The 18,045-nt window shown below is 70.4% G+C and carries 17 protein-coding genes; 12 read left to right on the top strand and 5 right to left on the bottom strand.

The features are described from left to right. Window positions 1-61 precede the first annotated feature (61 nt). Together OG609_RS27325 and OG609_RS27320 are read left to right on the top strand one after the other, a co-directional pair. Window positions 62-1,534 (top strand): amino acid permease, encoded by a 1,473-nt coding sequence (locus OG609_RS27325; protein ID WP_327275248.1) that lies wholly within the window; start codon window positions 62-64, stop codon window positions 1,532-1,534. A gap of 72 nt (window positions 1,535-1,606) precedes the next feature. After that, entirely contained in the window at window positions 1,607-2,980 is a 1,374-nt protein-coding gene (locus OG609_RS27320; protein WP_327275247.1) for an FAD-binding oxidoreductase, read from the top strand. Here OG609_RS27320 and OG609_RS27315 read toward each other — a convergent pair. Next, window positions 2,961-3,557 carry a biotin transporter BioY gene (locus OG609_RS27315; RefSeq protein WP_327275246.1) on the bottom strand — a complete coding sequence of 199 codons (597 nt, stop codon included), beginning with the start codon at window positions 3,555-3,557 and terminating at the stop codon, window positions 2,961-2,963. The genes OG609_RS27320 and OG609_RS27315 overlap by 20 nt on opposite strands. Before the next feature lie 415 nt (window positions 3,558-3,972). Here OG609_RS27315 and OG609_RS27310 point away from each other — a divergent pair, with 415 nt between their 5' ends. Next, window positions 3,973-5,391, top strand: coding sequence for an amino acid permease (locus OG609_RS27310; protein ID WP_327275245.1), 1,419 nt, complete (start codon window positions 3,973-3,975; stop codon window positions 5,389-5,391). On the opposite strand, the gene OG609_RS27305 is transcribed toward OG609_RS27310, so the two are convergent. Next, entirely contained in the window at window positions 5,381-6,016 is a 636-nt protein-coding gene (locus OG609_RS27305) for a histidine phosphatase family protein (protein WP_327275244.1), read from the bottom strand. The genes OG609_RS27310 and OG609_RS27305 overlap by 11 nt on opposite strands. Then, on the bottom strand, window positions 6,013-7,440 hold the full coding sequence (locus OG609_RS27300; RefSeq protein ID WP_327278203.1) for an FGGY-family carbohydrate kinase: 1,428 nt from the start codon (window positions 7,438-7,440) through the stop codon (window positions 6,013-6,015). Before OG609_RS27300 ends, OG609_RS27305 begins: the two co-directional genes overlap by 4 nt. A 160-nt stretch (window positions 7,441-7,600) precedes the next feature. Between OG609_RS27300 and OG609_RS27295 the strand changes: the two genes are divergently transcribed. The 8 genes from OG609_RS27295 to OG609_RS27260 are packed head-to-tail and all read left to right on the top strand — an operon-like array spanning window position 7,601 to window position 16,309. Then, complete coding sequence (locus tag OG609_RS27295) at window positions 7,601-9,028, top strand: ABC transporter substrate-binding protein (RefSeq protein WP_327275243.1); 1,428 nt, start codon at window positions 7,601-7,603, stop codon at window positions 9,026-9,028. A 3-nt stretch (window positions 9,029-9,031) separates the two neighbouring features. Continuing rightward, window positions 9,032-10,003: a carbohydrate ABC transporter permease gene (locus OG609_RS27290; RefSeq protein ID WP_327275242.1), complete on the top strand. Its 972-nt coding sequence runs from the start codon at window positions 9,032-9,034 to the stop codon at window positions 10,001-10,003. Next, the gene (locus OG609_RS27285; RefSeq protein ID WP_327275241.1) at window positions 10,000-10,830 is read left to right on the top strand and encodes a carbohydrate ABC transporter permease; all 831 of its coding nucleotides are present in this window, start codon (window positions 10,000-10,002) and stop codon (window positions 10,828-10,830) included. The genes OG609_RS27290 and OG609_RS27285 overlap by 4 nt, the downstream gene beginning before the upstream one ends. Before the next feature lie 29 nt (window positions 10,831-10,859). Continuing rightward, entirely contained in the window at window positions 10,860-11,969 is a 1,110-nt protein-coding gene (locus OG609_RS27280) for an ABC transporter ATP-binding protein (protein ID WP_327275240.1), read from the top strand. Beyond that, window positions 11,966-12,784: a DeoR/GlpR family DNA-binding transcription regulator gene (locus OG609_RS27275; protein ID WP_327275239.1), complete on the top strand. Its 819-nt coding sequence runs from the start codon at window positions 11,966-11,968 to the stop codon at window positions 12,782-12,784. The genes OG609_RS27280 and OG609_RS27275 overlap by 4 nt, the downstream gene beginning before the upstream one ends. Further along, window positions 12,781-13,857 carry an ABC transporter ATP-binding protein gene (locus OG609_RS27270; RefSeq protein WP_327275238.1) on the top strand — a complete coding sequence of 359 codons (1,077 nt, stop codon included), beginning with the start codon at window positions 12,781-12,783 and terminating at the stop codon, window positions 13,855-13,857. Before OG609_RS27275 ends, OG609_RS27270 begins: the two co-directional genes overlap by 4 nt. Further along, window positions 13,854-14,891: an NAD(P)-dependent oxidoreductase gene (locus tag OG609_RS27265; RefSeq protein ID WP_442818011.1), complete on the top strand. Its 1,038-nt coding sequence runs from the start codon at window positions 13,854-13,856 to the stop codon at window positions 14,889-14,891. The genes OG609_RS27270 and OG609_RS27265 overlap by 4 nt, the downstream gene beginning before the upstream one ends. Window positions 14,892-14,905: 14 nt before the next feature. Further along, entirely contained in the window at window positions 14,906-16,309 is a 1,404-nt protein-coding gene (locus OG609_RS27260) for an FGGY-family carbohydrate kinase (protein ID WP_327275237.1), read from the top strand. A 50-nt stretch (window positions 16,310-16,359) separates the two neighbouring features. Here OG609_RS27260 and OG609_RS27255 read toward each other — a convergent pair whose 3' ends face one another. Together OG609_RS27255 and OG609_RS27250 are read right to left on the bottom strand one after the other, a co-directional pair. Beyond that, window positions 16,360-17,064 carry an anti-sigma factor family protein gene (locus OG609_RS27255; protein ID WP_327275236.1) on the bottom strand — a complete coding sequence of 235 codons (705 nt, stop codon included), beginning with the start codon at window positions 17,062-17,064 and terminating at the stop codon, window positions 16,360-16,362. Beyond that, on the bottom strand, window positions 17,057-17,638 hold the full coding sequence (locus OG609_RS27250) for an RNA polymerase sigma factor (protein WP_327275235.1): 582 nt from the start codon (window positions 17,636-17,638) through the stop codon (window positions 17,057-17,059). The genes OG609_RS27255 and OG609_RS27250 overlap by 8 nt, the downstream gene beginning before the upstream one ends. Window positions 17,639-17,836: 198 nt before the next feature. Between OG609_RS27250 and OG609_RS27245 the strand changes: the two genes are divergently transcribed. Then, window positions 17,837-17,998: a hypothetical protein gene (locus OG609_RS27245; RefSeq protein ID WP_327275234.1), complete on the top strand. Its 162-nt coding sequence runs from the start codon at window positions 17,837-17,839 to the stop codon at window positions 17,996-17,998. Window positions 17,999-18,045: the final 47 nt, after the last annotated feature.

Genomic DNA, 18,045 nt, shown 5'->3' with positions numbered 1-18,045 from the left:
CGCACCCCACTTCGGCGGCTGGGCACGCATCGCGTGATCCGAAAACGTAAGGATTCGATCCATGACGTCGCAGACGACTCTGGCCGGGCCGGGCCACCAGCCCGGCAAGCCGGACCGGTCGAACGGACCGGACGCACCGGGCTCCTCCGACGGTCTCCAGGCAGGCCTCAAGAACCGCCATCTCTCGATGATCGCCATCGGCGGTGTCATCGGCGCGGGCCTCTTCGTCGGCTCCGGCGCAGGCATAGCCGCCGCGGGACCGGCCATCCTCCTGTCGTACGCGCTGGTCGGCCTGATGGTCGTCTTCGTGATGCGGATGCTCGGCGAGATGGCGGCCGCCCGCCCCAGCTCGGGCTCCTTCTCCGCCTACGCCGACCAGGCGCTGGGCCGCTGGGCCGGCTTCTCGATCGGCTGGCTGTACTGGTTCTTCTGGGTCGTGGTGCTCGCCGTCGAAGCCACGGCGGGTGCCAAGATCCTGGAGGGCTGGGTGCCGGGCGTCCCGCAGTGGGCGTGGGCGCTGATCGTGATGGTCGTACTGACCGCGACGAACCTGGTCTCGGTCGGGTCGTACGGCGAGTTCGAGTTCTGGTTCGCCGGGATCAAGGTCGTGGCGATCGGTGCGTTCGTGATCGTCGGACTGCTCGCCGTCTTCGGGCTGCTGCCCGGCTCGGACAACCCCGGCTCGGGGCTCGCGCATCTCACCGACTCCGGCGGGTTCTTCCCCAAGGGACCCGGCGCCATCCTCACCGGTGTGCTGATGGTCGTCTTCTCCTTCATGGGCAGCGAGATCGTCACCCTCGCCGCCGGCGAGTCCGAGAACCCGCAGCGCGCCGTCCAGAAGGCCACCAACAGCGTGATCTGGCGGATCGCCGTCTTCTACCTGGGCTCGATCTTCATCGTGCTGACTCTGCTGCCGTGGAACGACGCCTCGATCCTGAAGGAGGGCAGCTACGTGGCCGCCCTCAACTCCATCGGCATTCCGCACGCCGGTCAGGTGATGGACGTCATCGTGCTGACGGCCGTGCTGTCCTGCCTCAACTCCGGCCTCTACACCGCCTCACGGATGGCCTTCTCGCTCGGCGGCCGCGGGGACGCGCCGAAGGCGTTCGCCCGGACGAACAAGCGGGGCGTGCCGCAGGCGGCGATCCTGTCCTCCGTCGTCTTCGGCTTCGTCGCCGTGTTCTTCAACTACCAGTGGCCCGACACCGTCTTCCAGTTCCTGCTGAACTCCTCCGGTGCGGTCGCCCTCTTCGTCTGGCTGGTCATCTGCTTCACCCAGCTGCGGATGCGGGGCATCATCCTGCGCGAGCAGCCGGAGAAACTGGTCGTACGGATGTGGCTCTTCCCGTACCTCACCTGGGCGACCATCGCGATGATCTCGTTCGTCCTCGTCTACATGCTGACCGACGACAGCGGACGCGAGCAGGTGCTGCTCTCGCTGCTCGTCGCGGCCATTGTGGTGGCGATCTCGCTGGTCCGTGAGGTCCGGAACCGCAAGAACCGCACCGCTGTGGAAACTCCCAGCAATACCTGACGGCCGATGTCAGGTTTACCGGGAAGGCTCTCCGTCGCAACGCCACCGAGCGAGCGAACGGAGAGCCTTCTCATGTCTTCCGCCCCTGCCCAGGTCCCTGCCCAGGCCCCTGCCGATGTCCCGGCCGATTTCGAGACCGGCTTTCAGACCGGTTTCGCCATCCGTCCCGACCTCGTCGTCGAGGCCGCCCACGCCGATGACGTACGGACCGCCGTGGCCGACGCCGCCGGGCGCGGCCTCCCGGTCCACGTCCACGCCACCGGCCACGGGCTGCCCGGGGCCGTCGAGGGCGGGGTACTGATCAGCACCCGCCGGATGGACTCCGTCGAGGTCGACCCGGTGCACCGCACCGCCCGGATCGGCGCGGGCGTCACCTGGGGCCGGGTCATCGAGGCCGCCGCGCCCCACGGACTCGCCCCGCTGAACGGCTCCTCCCCGGGTGTCGGCGCCGTCTCCTACACCCTCGGCGGCGGTCTGGGCGTACTGGCCAGGGAGTTCGGGTACGCCGCCGACCATGTGCGCGCACTCGACGTGGTGACCGCCGACGGCGTACTGCGCCATGCCTCCCCGGACAGCGAGCCCGATCTCTTCTGGGCGCTGCGCGGCGGCGGGCACCGGCTCGGTGTCGTGACCGGAATGGAGATCGGGCTGGTCGCGGCCGCGCGGCTGTACGGCGGCTCCATCGCCTTCGACGGAGACGGAGGCGATGGAGCCGGGGAACGGGACGGCGTGACGGCCTCCGAGGTGATCCACCGCTATCTGGAGTGGACCCGTACCGTCCCCGACGCACTGACGTCATCGCTGTCCGCCCTGCGGTTCCCCGACGTCCCGCGGATGCCGGAGCCGATGCGCGGCCGGTATGTGATCTCGGTGCGGGTCGCGTACACCGGCAGCGCGGCGGAGGGCGAGCGGCTGGTCGCGCCGCTTCGGGCGATCGGGCCCGCGCTCGCGGACTCGCTGCGGGAGATGCCGTACACCGACAGCCACACCATTCACAGCGATCCGTCGTTCCCGCACGCCTACTACGGCGACAGCGTGGTGCTCGGCGATCTGGACGCGGAGCGTGCCGTGCGCACGCTGGAGCTGACCGGGCCGAAGGCGCCGATGATGACCGTGGTCCAGCTCAACCACCTGGGCGGCGCGCTGGCCGTACGGCCAGCCGTCGACAACGCGGTGCCCTACCGCGAGGCCGGGTTCCTGCTGCGGCTGCTGTCGCCGCTCGACGGCACGGATGTGGCATCGGTACGGGCCCTTTACGCGCAGGTGGCCGCTGTGCTCGCCCCGCTCGCCCTGGGCCGTTCACTGAACTTCTCCTTCGGCGGCGGGGACCGCACCGACGGCTTCCACGACGCGCGGACACAGAAGAGGCTCGCCGGTCTGGTGTCGCGTCACGACCCGGCGAGCCTCTTCGGAGGGAGCTACGGCATCAGCCGCGACGGCCGATGAGCTTCCAGGAAGCGGGCAGCGCGCCCATCGCCAGCGCCGCCTTCAGCGCGTCGCCGAGCAGGAACGGCACCAGGCCGGCCGCGATCGCGGCGCTCGCCGACATGCCGGTGGACAGGGCCAGGTAAGGGACGCCGACCGCGTAGATGATCGCGGAGCCGACCACCATCGTGCCCGCGGTGCGCAGCACGGAGCGGTCGCCGCCGCGGCGGGCGAGGCCGCCGACCACGGTGGCGGCGAGCAGCATGCCGAGGACGTAGCCGAACGAGGCGCCGCCCGCACCGGAGCTGCCGCCCGCGAACCACGGCACGCCCGCCATGCCGACGAGCGCGTACACGGCGAGGGAGAGGAAGCCGCGGCGGGCGCCCAGCGCGGTGCCGACGAGGAGCGCGGCGAACGTCTGGCCGGTGACCGGGACCGGGGAGCCGGGGACCGGGACGGCGATCTGGGCGGCGATACCGGTGAGCGCGGCGCCACCGAGGACCAGGGCCGTGTCGACGGCGTAACGGTGCCTGGCGGCGGGCAGCAGGTCGGCGAGGACCGCTCCGGTACGGGCAGGGGCGGCGGCAGCAGTGCTCATCGGGACTCCGCGGGGTGAGGGCAGGTGGGGACAGACTGAGGCTGACGTTAGCCCAAGGGTTAACGCTCGATCACCATCAGTGGCCCACAAAGCGGTGGTTGAGGCATTGGTGGGGTTCGCACAAAAGGGCTTGCACAATCACGTGATGGCGTGATGCTCGTCACTGAGCTGGGTGCGGATCGGCTCATATTTTGCCGGGAGAGACCGGCGGGAGAGACTGTAGGTTCCTGCCAAAACCGTCCTGGAACCGCCCAGGTCCGGCCGGCGACCGCACCGGCCGTCGTCCCGTGCCCGGGTGCGCACCTTGTGTGAGCATCGCGCCCGTATAGCGGACAGCGGTTCCCTGTGAACGGGGCGCGTGCTCAGACTGTGCGCGCACGTCCCCCCACGTCTCACTACCGAACAGAGCTTGTCCATGTCTCGGAATTCCGCGTCTCCCCCCACCGGTTCCCCGGTCGCCGTCTCCGACGCCAAGACCGATTCGGCGCTCACCCACGGGCTCAAGCAGCGCCATCTTTCGATGATCGCCCTCGGCGGTGTCATCGGCGCCGGACTCTTCGTCGGCTCGGGCGCGGGTATCGCCGCCGCCGGCCCGTCGATCATCATCGCGTACGCCGTCTCCGGGCTGCTGGTCATGCTCGTGATGCGGATGCTCGGCGAGATGTCGGCCGCGAACCCGGCCTCCGGTTCCTTCTCCGTCCATGCGGAGCGGGCGATAGGGCCGTGGGCGGGGTTCACCGTGGGCTGGGCGTTCTGGGTGCTGCTCTGTGTCGCCGTCGGCCTGGAAGGCATCGGCGCGGCGAAGATCGTCACCGGCTGGCTGCCCGGTACGCCGGAGTGGGCCTGGGTCGCGCTGTTCATGGTGGTCTTCCTGGGCACGAACCTGGCCTCGGTGGAGAAGTTCGGCGAGTTCGAGTTCTGGTTCGCAGCCCTCAAGGTCGTGGCGATCACGCTCTTCCTGGTCCTGGGTGTGCTGGCGATCCTCGGTGTACTGCCCGGTACGGACGCCCCCGGCACCACCAACCTCAAGGGAGATGGCGGCTTCATGCCGAACGGCGCCGAGGGCCTGGTGATCGGACTGCTCGCCTCCGTCTTCGCGTACGGCGGTCTGGAGACCGTCACCATCGCAGCGGCCGAGTCCGAGAACCCGGTGCAGGGTGTCGCCAAGGCCGTGCGGACGGCGATGTGGCGGATCGCGCTCTTCTACGTCGGCTCGATGGCGGTCGTCGTCACGCTGGTCCCGTGGAACGACCCGAAGGTCGTGGAGGTCGGCCCGTTCTACGCGGCCCTGGACCACCTCGGCATCACCGGCGCCGCGGAGATCATGAACGTGGTCATCCTGGTCGCTCTGCTCTCGGCGATGAACGCCAACATCTACGGCGCCTCGCGCATGGCCTGTTCGCTGGTCGCCCGTGGCCAGGGCCCGAAGCGGCTCGGCAGGATCTCCTCGGGCGTCCCGCGCACGGCCGTCCTGGTCTCGTCCGTGTTCGGCTTCCTGTGCGTGCTGCTCAGCTACTGGCGCCCCGACGACGTCTTCCCGTGGCTGCTCAACATGATCGGCGCGGTGATCCTCGTCGTCTGGATCTTCATCGCCCTCTCCCAGGTGATCCTTCGCGACCGGCTGGAGCGCGAGGCCCCGGAGAAGCTCGTCGTACGGATGTGGCTCTTCCCGGTCCTGACGGTGGTGGCGCTCCTGGCCATGCTCGGCATCTTCGTCCTGATGCTGCGCGAGCCGGACACCCGTGACCAGTTGGTGGCGTCCGGCGCCCTGACCGCCGTACTGGCGGCCATCGGTGTCGTACGGCAGCGGCGGTCCGTGGCCGTCAAGGGCTGACGTCCGGTGTGCACGGCACATTGAGGGAGAGCAGCGCACCGCCCTCCTCCCCGATCCGCAGCTCGCTCACCGCTACGTTCTGCAGCCGCGGGAAGACCCGGCGGTAGGCGCCCAGCGGAATCGACAGCAGTTCGCACAGCACGAGCCGCAGCAGTGTGTTGTGCGCGACGACCAGCACCCGCTGCCCCGGGTGCCCGTCCGCGATCCGGCGCAGCGCCATCGCCCCCCGGGCCGCCGCCGACCGGGGGTCCTCGGCACCGGGGAAGGGGTGGGTCACCGGGTCTGCGCGGTACTCCCGGGCCCGCTCCGGGTGCTCGGCCGCGAACTCCGCCAGGGTGCGCCCCTCCACCTCACCGAAATCGCATTCGCGCAGGTCGTGTTCGCGCCGGGGGACGAGACCGAGCGCCCAGCATGCGGGCTCTGCCGTCTCGATCGCGCGCGTGAGCGTCGACGTCCAGATCGCGTCGACGGGGTGCCGGGCCGCCCACTCGCCCAGCTGCCCGGCCTGGCGGCGTCCTTCGTCCGTGAGGGCGATGTCACTGACCCCGGCGTAGCGGTTCTCCGCGTGCCAGACGGTCTGACCGTGGCGGGCGAGCAGCAGGGTGGCGCTGGGACGGGCGGTCATGGTTTCTCCGTTCGGGTACGGGCGTGGGCGGCGACCGGGCCGGGGAGCCAGCCGCGTCGCTCCAGTTCGTCCACCAGCGTGAGGTACGACTCGGTGTACCACGCGGTACGCACCGGGTGCGGGTGCAGCACGTGCCGCAGCCGCACCATCGCACCCGCTGTCCTGATCAGGCTGGTCCCGGTCCCCGCCCCGTACGCGGCGAGGATCGCCATGCCGAGTGCGGGTTCGCTGTACTGCGGGATGTACACGGACCGGCCCAGGATGTCGGCGCGCAGCCGGCTCCAGTAGCCGCTGCGGGCCGCGCCGCCGGTGAAGGTGAGCCGGTCGTACTGCTGGGCGCCGAGCAGGTCGAGGTAGTCGAAGCAGAGCCGTTCGACCAGGCCCACCCCGGTCAGCAGGGCCAGCCAGTGGTCGGCGTCGGAGGCGGGCTCGCCAAGCAGGAACCCGGTGGCCTCCGGCGCCACGAAGGGGAAGCGCTCCCCCCTCGCCACCAGCGGATACGCCACCACGCGCGCCGGCTCGTGCTCGCGGGCCAGCGCGTCCATGCGAATCGGGTCCACGTCCGGGAAGCCGGCGGCCAGCACCCCGCCGCCGACCCCCGAGGCGCCGCCCGGCAGCCAGCGGCCGTCCGGAGCACGGTGGTTGTAGACCACCCCGGCCCGGTCCACGACCGGAGACGAGGTGACCCCCTTCAGCACCAGCGTCGTACCGAGCACCGAATTCCAGGAGCCCACGGTGAGCGAACCGGAGGCGATCTGCGCCGCGCACCCGTCCGTCATCCCGGCCACCAGGAGCGTGCCCGCCGGAATCCCGGTCTCCTCGGCCGCCGCCCGCCCCACCTCGCCGATCCGCCGGCCCGGCCGCACCACGTCCGGGAACAGTCCGTCCGGCAGGCCCAGCTTCCCGAACCTCCGGTGCGGCCAGGCGTCCCGCTCCAGGTCGTAGCCGGTCTTCAGGGCGTGGCTGGAGTCGGTGGGCAGAGGGGTCCCGGCGAGCCGTGCCAGGATCAGATCGGCCTGATGCATGACCCGTACGGTGTCGCCCGCTCCTCCCCCGTACTCCCGCAGCAGCCACATCACCTTGGGCAGCGCCCAGCTGGGCGGGGTCCGGGCCCTGGCCGCCTCGGCCACGGCGCGCCCGTCGTCGTACATCACCCCCGGGGTCAGCGGCCGTCCATCCCGGTCGCCGAGCAGAACGGTGCCGGAGGTGGCGCAGACGGCGAGTGCGCGCGGTGCGGGGCAGTCGCGCAGTGCCTGGCGGCTGGCCACGCACACGGCCGTCCACCAGTCGAGGGGCCGCTGCTCATGCCGTACACCGTCACGTCTGCCCGCGAGCGGGGCGGAGCCGCTGCCGAGTATCTCGCCGCGGTCTCCTGCCACCACCGCACGGACGCTCTGCGTCCCGAGATCGATGCCCATCCACATATCGGCCCCCTCTGTGAACTTCTCACTCTGCACCGAGAATTTCCGTTGCGCGAGGGATTGACGGCCAACTTCCGTTGTTCCAAGCTCTGTTAACCAGTCGATTCAACGTGTGAATGGGCACCGCCCCAACTCATCTCCGGCCGGACCGTGGAGGTCACGGATGGACATGCACGCGCACGACCGGCGACGGTTCCTCGCCATCGGCGCGGCGGCGGCCGCGTCCGCCGCTCCGCTGCTCACCGCCTGCGGCGCGGGCTTCGGGGGTGGCAACAGCAAGGGCGACGGCTCCGCGGCCGACGATGTCACCGGCCCCTTCGACTGGAAGCGGGCCAAGGGCAGGACGGTCAAGGCGCTGCTCAACAAACATCCGTACACCGATGCCCTGATCGCCGATCTGAAGGCGTTCACCGAGAAGACCGGCATCAAGGTGGAGTACGACGTCTTTCCCGAGGACAACTACTTCGACAAGCTCACCGTCGACCTCTCCAGCGGACGTGCCTCCTACGACGTGTTCATGCTCGGCGCATACATGGTGTGGCAGTACGGCCCGCCGGGCTGGCTGGAGGATCTCGGCCCATGGATGCTCAACTCCTCGGCGACCGGGGCCGAATGGGACCAGGCGGACTTCTTCCCCAACCTTCTTGCATCCGACCAGTGGTCGCTGAAGGCGGGCGCCCCGCTCGGGCAGGGCGGGCAGTACGCGCTGCCGTGGGGCTGGGAGACCAATGTCGTCGCGTACAACACCGAGGTGTTCGAGAAGCTCGGCCTGAAGCCCGCCGAGACCTTCGACGAGCTGCGCGAGGTGGCCGGGGCCATCACCCGCCGGGCGCCGGGTGCGGGCTTCGACGGGATGTACGGGGTCGCGGTGCGCGGCTCGCGCAGCTGGGCGACGATCCATCCGGGCTTCATGACGATGTACGCGCGTAACGGGCTGAAGGACTTCACCGTCGAGGGCGGCAGGGTGAAGCCCGCGATGAACTCCCCGGAGGCGATCGCGTTCACCCGGGACTGGGCGGAGATGGTCAAGAAGGGCGGGCCGCCGTCCTGGACCTCGTACACCTGGTACCAGTGCTCCAGCGACCTCGGCGCGAAGAAGGCGGGGATGCTCTTCGACGCGGACACCGCCGCCTATTTCCAGGCGGTGAAGGGGGCCTCCCCCGCCTCCGGGAAGATCGCCTTCCACCCCGGTCCCAAGGGCCCCGACGGCTCGCTCGCCACGAACATGTGGATCTGGTCGCTCGGCATGAACGCCAAGAGCCGCAACAAGTCCGCGGCCTGGCTCTTCCTCCAGTGGGCGACCGGCAAGGAGCATCTGCGCAAGGGTGCGATCGAGTACAACCACATCGACCCGGTACGGAAGTCGGTCGGTCAGGACCCCGCGTACAAGGCAAAGATGCGGGCCATCCCCGGCTTCATCGAGACGTTCGAGACGGTCGTCGACCAGACGAAGATCCAGTTCACCCCGCAGGAGCAGTTCTTCGACGCGACGACCAGCTGGGCCGCCGCGCTCCAGGAGATCTACGGCGGGAAGAACGCCTCGTCCGTACTGAACTCTCTGGCCGGCGATCTGGCGTCGAAGGTCGGCTGACCGATGTCAGGACGCGCGTCGCCCGTGCCGGAGGCCAACCACGGGGCGGCCTCCGGCGCGGGGGCCGGGAAGCGGGCGGTGCGGGCGGTACCGGCATGGCGCCGCCCGCTGCGGCCGTACCTGCTGATCGTGCCCGCGCTGCTGCTGACCGGCGGCATCCTCTATCCGTTCGGACTCGGCCTCTACTACACGGTGTTCGACTTCGCGGCGAGCAAACCGCAGCCGGACCTGGTGGGCATCGAGAACTACCGGCGGATCTTCACCCAGTCCTCGTTCTGGGACTCGGCGCGGGTGACGGTGGCGTACGCGATCGGCGCGGCGGCCGTCGAGACGGTGCTCGGGGTGGCCGTGGCCCTGCTGCTGCACCGGGCGAGCTTCGTGGGACGGGTGCTGGAGAAGATCCTGATCCTGCCCCTGATGATCGCGCCGGTGATCGCCGCGATCATGTGGAAGCTGATGCTCCAGCCGTCGGTCGGCGTCATCAACCACCTCCTGAAGCCATTCGGCCTCGGCGGTGTGCAGTGGACGGACACCCCGACGGGCGCCCTGCTGTCGTCGATCACCGTGGACGTGTGGGTCTACACACCGTTCGTCGCGATCCTCGCGCTGGCCGGTCTGCGCTCGCTGCCCGCCTCGCCCTTCGAGGCGGCGGCCGTCGACGGGGCGGGCTGGTGGTTCACCTTCCGGCGCCTCACCCTGCCGATGCTGTGGCCGTACGTCCTGGTGGCCGTGATCTTCCGGTTCATGGACTCGCTGAAGGTCTTCGACATCATCTACGCACTGACCGAGGGCGGCCCCGGCGACTCGACGATGGTGCTCCAGATCCGGGCCTATCTGGAGGCGATCCGCTTCCAGCGCTACTCGTTCGGGATCAGCTACATGGTGGTGCTGTGGGCCGTGGTCTACCTGGTCACGATGGTGCTGGTGCGCTATCTCGGCCGGATCCAGAACCGGGCGGCGGAGGTGCCGGGATGAAGCGCAGGGTGCTCGCCGTCGCCGCCGACCTGGCGCTGATCCTCTACTTCGTCTTCGCGCTGTTCCCGGTCGCCTGGATGGTGATCCTGTCGCTGAAGCCGACGAACGAGCTGTTCAGTACGTACTTCTCGTTCACCCCGACCTTCGACTCCTACCGCACGGTCCTCGGCGCCGGGGACGACCAGGGCGTGCCGTTCGTGCGGTTCTTCGTCAACAGCCTGGTCGTGTCGGTGGGCGCGGTCGCACTGTCGCTGGTGATCGGGCTGCCCGCCGCGTACGCCGCCGCGCGGTGGCGGTTCCGCGGCTCGGAGAATCTGATGTTCACCCTGCTCTCGTTCCGCTTCGCACCCGAACTCACCGTCATCATCCCGCTGTTCGTGCTCTACCAGAAGCTCGGACTCTTCGATACGTATGTCGGCATGGTGTGGGTGCTGCAGCTGGTGACGCTCCCGCTGATCGTCTGGATCATGCGGTCGTACTTCTCCGATCTGTCTCCCGAGCTGGAGCAGGCGGCGCTGCTGGACGGCTACACCCGCAAGCAGGCGTTCTTCAAGGTCGCGCTGCCGCTGGTGAAGCCGGGGATCGCGGCCGTCTCGCTGCTGGCGTTCATCTTCGCGTGGAACAACTTCGTCTTCCCGCTGATCCTCACATCGTCGAACGCGCAGACGGTGACGGTCGGCGCGCTGTCCTTCCTCGGCGGCGACCGGCCCAAGTACAACCTGACGGCCGCGGCGGCCCTGGTCTCGGTGGTCCCGCCGCTATTGCTGGCGCTCACCATCCAGCGCTACCTGGTGCGCGGCCTGTCGTTCGGGGCGGTGAAGTCCTGACCGGCCCCGCAGCCATCGCGCTGCGTTCCGTGCACAAGAGGTACGGGAAGAACACCGCGCTCGACGGCCTGGACCTGGAGGTGGCCGAGGGCGAGTTCTTCTGTCTGCTCGGCCCGTCCGGCGCCGGGAAGACGACCACGCTCAAGACGATCGCGGGCCTGGAGGAGCCGGACTCCGGTGCGGTCGAGCTGGGCGGGGTGGACATGGCGGGCGTGGAGCCGTACGACCGGGGCGTGGCCATGTGCTTCGAGTCGTACGCCCTGTATCCGCACCGCACCGCGTACGACAATCTCGCGTCCCCGCTCCGCTCGCCGCGCCACCGCCTCCCCGCGCACGAGGCGCGCGAGCGGATCGGCGATATTGCCGAACTCCTCGGCATCGGGGCCCTGCTGGACCGTCCGGTGGGCCGGCTCTCCAACGGTCAGCGGCAGCGGGTGGCGCTCGGCCGGGTGCTGGTGCGGCCGGCCCGGGCGTTCCTGCTCGACGAGCCGCTGTCGCATCTCGACGCGAAGCTGCGGCAGGCGATGCGCGCGGAACTGAGGGCGATCGGCTCGGTCCGGCGCACGACCACGCTGTACGTCACCCACGACTCGGTGGAGGCGCTGGCGCTCGGGGACCGGATCGGGGTGATCAGGGACGGCCGCATGGTGCAGACCGGCACCCGCGAGGAGCTGTGGCACCGCCCGTACGACACCTTCGTCGCCCGGTCCTTCGGCAGACCCCGGATCAATCTGCTGCCGGGAACGGTGACGGCAACGGGGCACTTCCGGTCGCCGGACGGGGCGTACGAGCTGCCGCTGGCGATGCCCACGCCGCCGGGCACCGCGGTCCAACTGGGCGTACGGCCGAGGGACATCGTTCTCCTGGGGCCCGGCGAGGGCTCAGGCGTGGAGCCGGCCGGCACCGGCAAGGGCCCGGCCCTGGAGCTGACCGGCACCGTTCACGTCACCGAGCTGCTGGGCCGGGCCACCGAGGTCACGGTCAGGATCGGCGGACAGCAGCTGTCCCTCGTCGTCCCGCGCGCCGACGCGGCGGGCCTGAGACCCGACCGTCCGGTCCGGCTCTCCGTACCGCCTGAGAGTCTGCTGCTGTTCGAGGCCGACCGGCCGGCACGTCCAGGACGAAGGATCAGCACGTGAGCAACGTTTCGCAGCGGGGCCCCGCCCCGCGCCAGGCATCCATAGCCGAGTACGTCCTCGCGCAGGGCGAGGTGAGCGCCGCCGAACTGGCGGAGCGTTTCGACGTCAGCCTGATGACCATCCACCGCGATCTGGACGAGCTGGAACGACAGGGCATCGTCCGCAAGTTCCGCGGCGGTGTCACCGCCCAGCCCTCCGGCGTCTTCGAGTCGAACGTCTCCTACCGGCTGAAGACGATGCGCGCCGAGAAGGCCGCCGTCGCCGAACGGGCCCTGCAGCTCATCGAGCCGGGCATGGCGGTGATGCTCGACGATTCGACGTCCACGCTGGAGATCGCGCGCAGGCTGCGCTCCATCACTCCGCTGACCGTCGTCACCAACTTCCTCGAAGCGATCAACCTGCTGTCGCAGGAGCGCGGCATCCATCTGATGGGACTCGGCGGCGACTTCGACCCGCTGCACTCCTCGTTCCTCGGCGTCTCGTGCGTGGAGGCGGTGCAGTCGCTCCAGGTCGACATCTGTTTCACCTCCACCTCTGCCGTGTCCGGCGGTTACGCCTACCACCAGGAGCAGCACATCGTCTCCGTCAAGCGGGCGATGCTCGACTCGGCGAGCCGCAATGTGCTGCTGCTCGACCACTCCAAGCTGGGCCGGGTGGCCCTGCACCGGCTCGCCCCGCTCTCCCGCTTCGATCTGCTGCTGGTCGACGACGGGGCGTCGGACCGGGCACTGCGCGAACTCGACGAGCACAAGGTGCCCTACGAGGTCTGCGGCACCGGCCGGGAACCCGGAACAGGAGGCGGCGATGACGGGTGACTGAACTGACCCTGCGCGCACTGCGCAAGACCTACACCGGACGCGGCCGGGCCGCCGTCGAAGCCGTCCGCTCCATCGACATCGAGCTGCGCTCCGGCGAGCTGCTGGGGCTGCTCGGCCCGTCCGGCTGCGGCAAGTCCACAACGTTGCGGATGATCGCCGGACTGGAGTCGGTCACCGACGGCGACATCCTCATCAGCGGCTCGTCCGTGGTGCCGCTCCCGGCCCAACAGCGCAATATCGGGGTGGCGTTCGAGAACTACGCCCTGTATCCGCCGCTGACCGTCGCGGAGAATCTCGGCTTCGGACTCTCCGCCCGGCGCCGGTACGGGCGGGCCGAGATCCGCCGCCGGGTCGGCGACATGGCCGAACGCATCGGGATCACGGACCTCCTGGGCTCCCGGCCTGCCGGACTCTCCAGCGGCCAGAAGCAGCGGGTCGCTCTGGCCCGCGCCCTGATCCGCACCCCCGACGTGCTGCTCCTCGACGAACCGCTCTCCCACCTGGACGCAGCCCAACGGGACACCACCCGGCGTGAGTTGAAACGCATCCAGCGGGACAGCGGCCACACCACCATCCTCGTCACGCACGACCAGGAGGAGGCGCTGTCGCTCGCCGACCGGATCGCGGTGATGCGGGACGGCGAGATCCAGCAGCTCGGCACGCCCGAGGAGATCTACGACGCCCCGGTGAATCTGTTCGTCGCCGACTTCGTCGGGGAACCGGCGATCAATCTGCTGCCGGGGACGGCCGACGGGGCGGGCGGGGTGCGCCTCTCGGACTCCGTGCGCATCCCCGTACCGCAGCCGCCCGCGGCGGGGCGAGCGGTGGTGCTCGGCATCCGCCCGGAGGACCTGCGCCTGGATGACACGGGTGTACGGGCCCGGGTCGCCGCCCATGAACCCCTGCTGGAATCCGGCATCGCCACGCTCTCGCTCGACGGGGTGGCGAAGCCGCTGGTCGTCGCGACCGGTCCGGAGGTACGGCTCGACCGGGACGACACCGTACGCATCACCGCCGATCCCCGGCACATCCATGTCTTCGACGCCCGGACAGGAGACGCTCTGCGATGACCCGCCCCATGACGGTCCGCCCCGCGACGAGGATTCTGGTCGCCGGTGACCATTTCGTCCGTAACTCCCTGATCGCCGAGGCCCTGCACCACGCTCTCGGCCCGGAGCACCATCTCACCGAACTCACCCTCCCCTGGCCCCTGGAGCCCTTCGGCAAGGTCGCCGAGGTCGACGAGGCGAGCGACGCCGAGGACGCACTGATCCGCGCCCTGGACGGGGTCGAGGTGTGCGTGACGCAGATGGGCCCGTTCACGGAGCGGGTCCTGGCCGCCGCACCCGATCTGCGGCTGGTCGTGGTCTGCCGGGGCGGGCCGGTCAATGTGAACGCGGCCGCGGCACGGGCCCGGGGTGTGCGGGTGTGTTTCGCGCCCGGACGCAATGCGGCGGCGACCGCCGAGTTCACCGTGGGACTGATGCTCTGTGCCCTGCGCCGCATCCCCGAGGCCCACCGCTCCCTCGCCGCCGACGGCCGCTGGGACGCCTCCCACTACACGTACGAGAACTGCGGCCTGGAACTGGAGGACACCCCCGTCGGCCTGATCGGTTACGGCGCGGTCGGCAGCCGGGTGGCCCGGGTACTCTCCGCGTTCGGCGCCGAGGTCGAGGTGTACGACCCGTATGTGCGCGGCGACGTCCACGGCATGCGCGCCACCTCGCTGGAGGCGCTCCTGGACCGCTCCCGCGTCCTCACCCTGCATGCCCGGCTCACCCCGGAGACCCGGCATCTCATCGGCGCCCGCGAACTGGCCCTGCTGCCGCGTGGCGCGGTCCTCGTGAACGCGGCCCGGGGTGGGCTGCTGGACACGGAGGCGCTGTGCGACGCCCTGGACTCGGGGCAGTTGCGGGCCGCGGCGCTCGACACGTACGAGCAGGAGCCGCCCCCGCCCACGTCACGGCTCTTGCGCACTCCGCATCTGCTGATGACCCCGCATGTGGCGGGCGCCAGCCGGTCGGTCGCGCAGAAGGCGGCCCGGATCGCCGCGGCCGAGGTGGCGCGCTATGTGCGGGGCGAACCGCTCGCCCACGCGCTGTGAGGGGAGCCTGTCCCATGACGAGGTACATCGGCATCGATGTCGGCACATCCATGGTGAAGGCCGCGGCCTTCGACCCGCAGGGCCGCACGCTGGCCGTCGAATCCCGCCCGGTGGGGCTCACGATCCGCGGCGGTTTCGTGGAGCAGGACATGGACGAGGTGTACGGGGCGGTCTGCGAGGTCCTGGCCGCGCTGGGCTCCGACGGGGTCGCGTTCGCCGGCCTCACCGGTCAGGGCGACGGCGTCTGGCTGGTCGACGCGGCGGGCCGGCCGGTGCGTACAGCGATCTCCTGGATGGACGGCCGAGCCCATGAACTGGTCGACGCCTGGCTGGCATCCGGTGTCTTCGGAGCCGTCTACCGGCGCACCGGCAGCGCGATGTTCCCGGGCTGTCCGGGCCCGGTGCTGGCCTGGCTCGACCGTCACGACCCGGCCTCGCTCGACGCGGCGACGACCGCCCTGTACTGCAAGGACATGGTGTTCCAGCGTCTGACGGGGGTCCGGGCCACGGATGTCTCCGATGCGTCGATGCCGTTCCTGGACCCGATGACCCGTATGTACTCCTTGGATGTCGTGGCCGCGCTGGGCCTCGGCCACCGGGCCTCGCTCCTCGCCCCGGTCAGCGATCCGGTCGCCACCGCCGAACTCCCCTCCGGGGTGCGGATATCCAACGGCCCGTACGATCTGCCGGCCTCCGCACTGGGCGCGGGCGTCACTCGTCCCGGCGACGGTCTGCTGATCGTCGGCACCTGCCTGGCCGCGCTGGTGGCCACGGAGCGGCTCGATCTGGATGGAGAGTCGGCGGGTCTGCACATCTCCACCGACCGCCCGGGCCACTGGCTGCGCGCCATGCCCGCGATGGTCGGCACCGCGGCCCTCGACTGGATCCTGACCACCACCGGCGTACGCCACACTGAGGTCGACTCGCTCCTCGCCGCCACTGCGCCCGGCGCGAACGGTGTTCGCGTGCTCCCCTATTTCGCCCCGTCCGGCGAACGCGCGCCATTCGTCGAGCCGCGCCTGCGAGCCGAGCTGACCGGTGTGTCCCTGGAGACCACCCCGGCTGATCTGATCCGCGCGGTCTGCGAGGGCATCGGTTTCGCCGCCCGCCACTGCCTGGAGGCCGCGGGCCTCACCGGCACCCTCGCCCTGTGCGGCGGCGGCACCCGCTCCCCTGCCTGGATGCGCCTGTTCGCCGATGTGCTGGGCCGGCCGGTCCGGATCGTGGAGGGCGAGGTCGGTGCGCGGGGCGCGGTGCTCGCGGCGGCGCAGCGCTTCGGTGCGCGGCTGGACACGGCTGCCTGGACGGCCCCGACGAAGGTCGTCGAACCGGACCCGGAGCGGGCGGTGTTCTATGCGAAGGCGTACGAGGACCATCTGGCCCGGCTCGCCGCGGCCCGTACGCACGCCCGCGCATGAGCACCCGTTCCCGGTCCCAGGACGCGGACCGCCGGCCGATCCCCGCCCCCTCAGCTGTGGAGCTGGTTGAAGGTGGCACTTGCGAGCAGGGAGCCGTCCGCGTTGAGCAGGCGGACGCCGGTGACGGGGGATGTGCCGGCGAGGTAGGGCCCACCCCAGGAGCCGTAGCCGTCGTCACTGAGCGTGAAGGAACCGACCTTGACGATGGAGCCGTCGGCCCGCTGCAACTGGCAGCGGACGGTGCCGGAGTGCCCGTCGGCGTCCACCGCCATGTACAACCAGGGCGAGGGCCCGGTGTAGAGGTAGACCTGTCCGAACGACTGGCCCGCGTGGGCGAGTTGGGCGGTGAGCAGCCGCGGTTGCACCGGGGAGACGATGGGCGCGACCGGGACCGGACGACCGACGGATGCGCCGAGCACCCAACCGCCGCCACCGAGGGCGAGGCCCGCCGCCGCTGCCGCCGCAGCGAGGGCGAACCGCCGCCACTGCACGCGCCGGCGCGGCCGTCGCCCGGAGGAGAGCCCGAGCCGGTCGATCACCCTGTCCTCGAAGCCGACCGGCGGTTCGCTGCCGGGGACAAGATCCAGCAGCGCGTCCGACGTGGCCGTCAGCTCGTGGACGTATTCGCGGCAGGCGGGGCAGTGCTCCAGGTGGTCCATCGCCCCGGCCCGGTCCTCGGCGGGCAGCACGCCGAGCGCCAGTTCCGCGCCGATCTCCCGGAGCTGCTCACAGCTGAACCCGCTGTTGTCAGTCATGGTCCACCTGCCTGGTCGCGAGCGACGCCCGGACCTTGCCCATGGCCGTCCTTATCCGGGTCTTGGCGGTACCGAGCGGTATCTCCTCGGCGTCGGCGACCTGCTGAGCCGTCATCCCGTAGATCCCTGCCATCACCAGAGCACGCGCCTGCTCCCGCGGCAGCGTGCCGACCGCGCGGCGCAGTTCCGCCACGGTCTCGGTGGAGAGTGCATGCCGCTCCGGTGTGTCCGTGATGGTCTCCATCATGTTCTCCAGGTCTGCGGGGTCGACCGGAGTGGCCTTGCGCGCGCGTACGGCGTCGATCGCGAGGTTGTGTGCGATGGCCGCCAGCCAGGTGGGCACCGATCCCCGGCGCGGGTCGTAGACCTGAGCGTGAAGGCAGGCACGCTCGAAGGTCTGCTGAGCGATGTCCTCGGCGAGCTGGACATCACCCACCACGGCGATGGCCACGCCGAAGACCCGATGCTGGAACCGCCGGACGAAGGCCACGGCGATCTCGGGGTCGCCTGTCATGAGCCCGGCCAGCAGCGCTTCGTCGGGCACCCGCTCCAGGGGTATGCCAATCCTGCGCATACTCCTTACGTAACACGGGCCCGCAGGGATTGCCTGCGCCGGGCAACCCCGGCGCGGTGGAAGGAATGGCACAGAGCCCGGCATCCGCGCGCGGCGAAGACCGCCGGCGGACCCGGGTACGAAAATTTCCTGAAAAAGGCAATCCCCCGAGCGCTCCGGAGCGTACTCCGTCTGGAAACCTCTTCAGGAGGGAAGCTCATGGCGATCTTCAGTCATCTCATCCCCGCGAGCCGTCACGACATGAGAGACACGTCGCGGCGCTTCGACGACAACGGAAGGGACCATCGTGGCCACCGTGGTCACGACCACGACCACGACCACGGTCACGGTCACGGCGGCCACCGCGATCACCGCTGGTGATCGCGCAGGACGGCCGAGCGGGCCCGGGCTCTTGGTCCGCCCGGCCG

Source organism: Streptomyces sp. NBC_01224 (assembly GCF_036002945.1).
Classification (GTDB): Bacteria; Actinomycetota; Actinomycetes; order Streptomycetales; family Streptomycetaceae; genus Streptomyces.
This window is presented reverse-complemented; position numbering and strand designations above follow the sequence as displayed.

Coding starts and splice junctions, on each gene's coding strand:
- OG609_RS27315 (WP_327275246.1), bottom strand. CDS start 3,557: ATGAGCACTGCTGCCGCCGCCCCTGCCCGTACCGGAGCGGTCCTCGCC.
- OG609_RS27245 (WP_327275234.1), top strand. CDS start 17,837: ATGGCGATCTTCAGTCATCTCATCCCCGCGAGCCGTCACGACATGAGA.
- OG609_RS27325 (WP_327275248.1), top strand. CDS start 62: ATGACGTCGCAGACGACTCTGGCCGGGCCGGGCCACCAGCCCGGCAAG.
- OG609_RS27255 (WP_327275236.1), bottom strand. CDS start 17,064: ATGACTGACAACAGCGGGTTCAGCTGTGAGCAGCTCCGGGAGATCGGC.
- OG609_RS27305 (WP_327275244.1), bottom strand. CDS start 6,016: ATGACCGCCCGTCCCAGCGCCACCCTGCTGCTCGCCCGCCACGGTCAG.
- OG609_RS27265 (WP_442818011.1), top strand. CDS start 13,854: ATGACCCGCCCCATGACGGTCCGCCCCGCGACGAGGATTCTGGTCGCC.
- OG609_RS27295 (WP_327275243.1), top strand. CDS start 7,601: ATGGACATGCACGCGCACGACCGGCGACGGTTCCTCGCCATCGGCGCG.
- OG609_RS27290 (WP_327275242.1), top strand. CDS start 9,032: ATGTCAGGACGCGCGTCGCCCGTGCCGGAGGCCAACCACGGGGCGGCC.
- OG609_RS27260 (WP_327275237.1), top strand. CDS start 14,906: ATGACGAGGTACATCGGCATCGATGTCGGCACATCCATGGTGAAGGCC.
- OG609_RS27285 (WP_327275241.1), top strand. CDS start 10,000: ATGAAGCGCAGGGTGCTCGCCGTCGCCGCCGACCTGGCGCTGATCCTC.
- OG609_RS27300 (WP_327278203.1), bottom strand. CDS start 7,440: ATGTGGATGGGCATCGATCTCGGGACGCAGAGCGTCCGTGCGGTGGTG.
- OG609_RS27250 (WP_327275235.1), bottom strand. CDS start 17,638: ATGCGCAGGATTGGCATACCCCTGGAGCGGGTGCCCGACGAAGCGCTG.
- OG609_RS27310 (WP_327275245.1), top strand. CDS start 3,973: ATGTCTCGGAATTCCGCGTCTCCCCCCACCGGTTCCCCGGTCGCCGTC.
- OG609_RS27320 (WP_327275247.1), top strand. CDS start 1,607: ATGTCTTCCGCCCCTGCCCAGGTCCCTGCCCAGGCCCCTGCCGATGTC.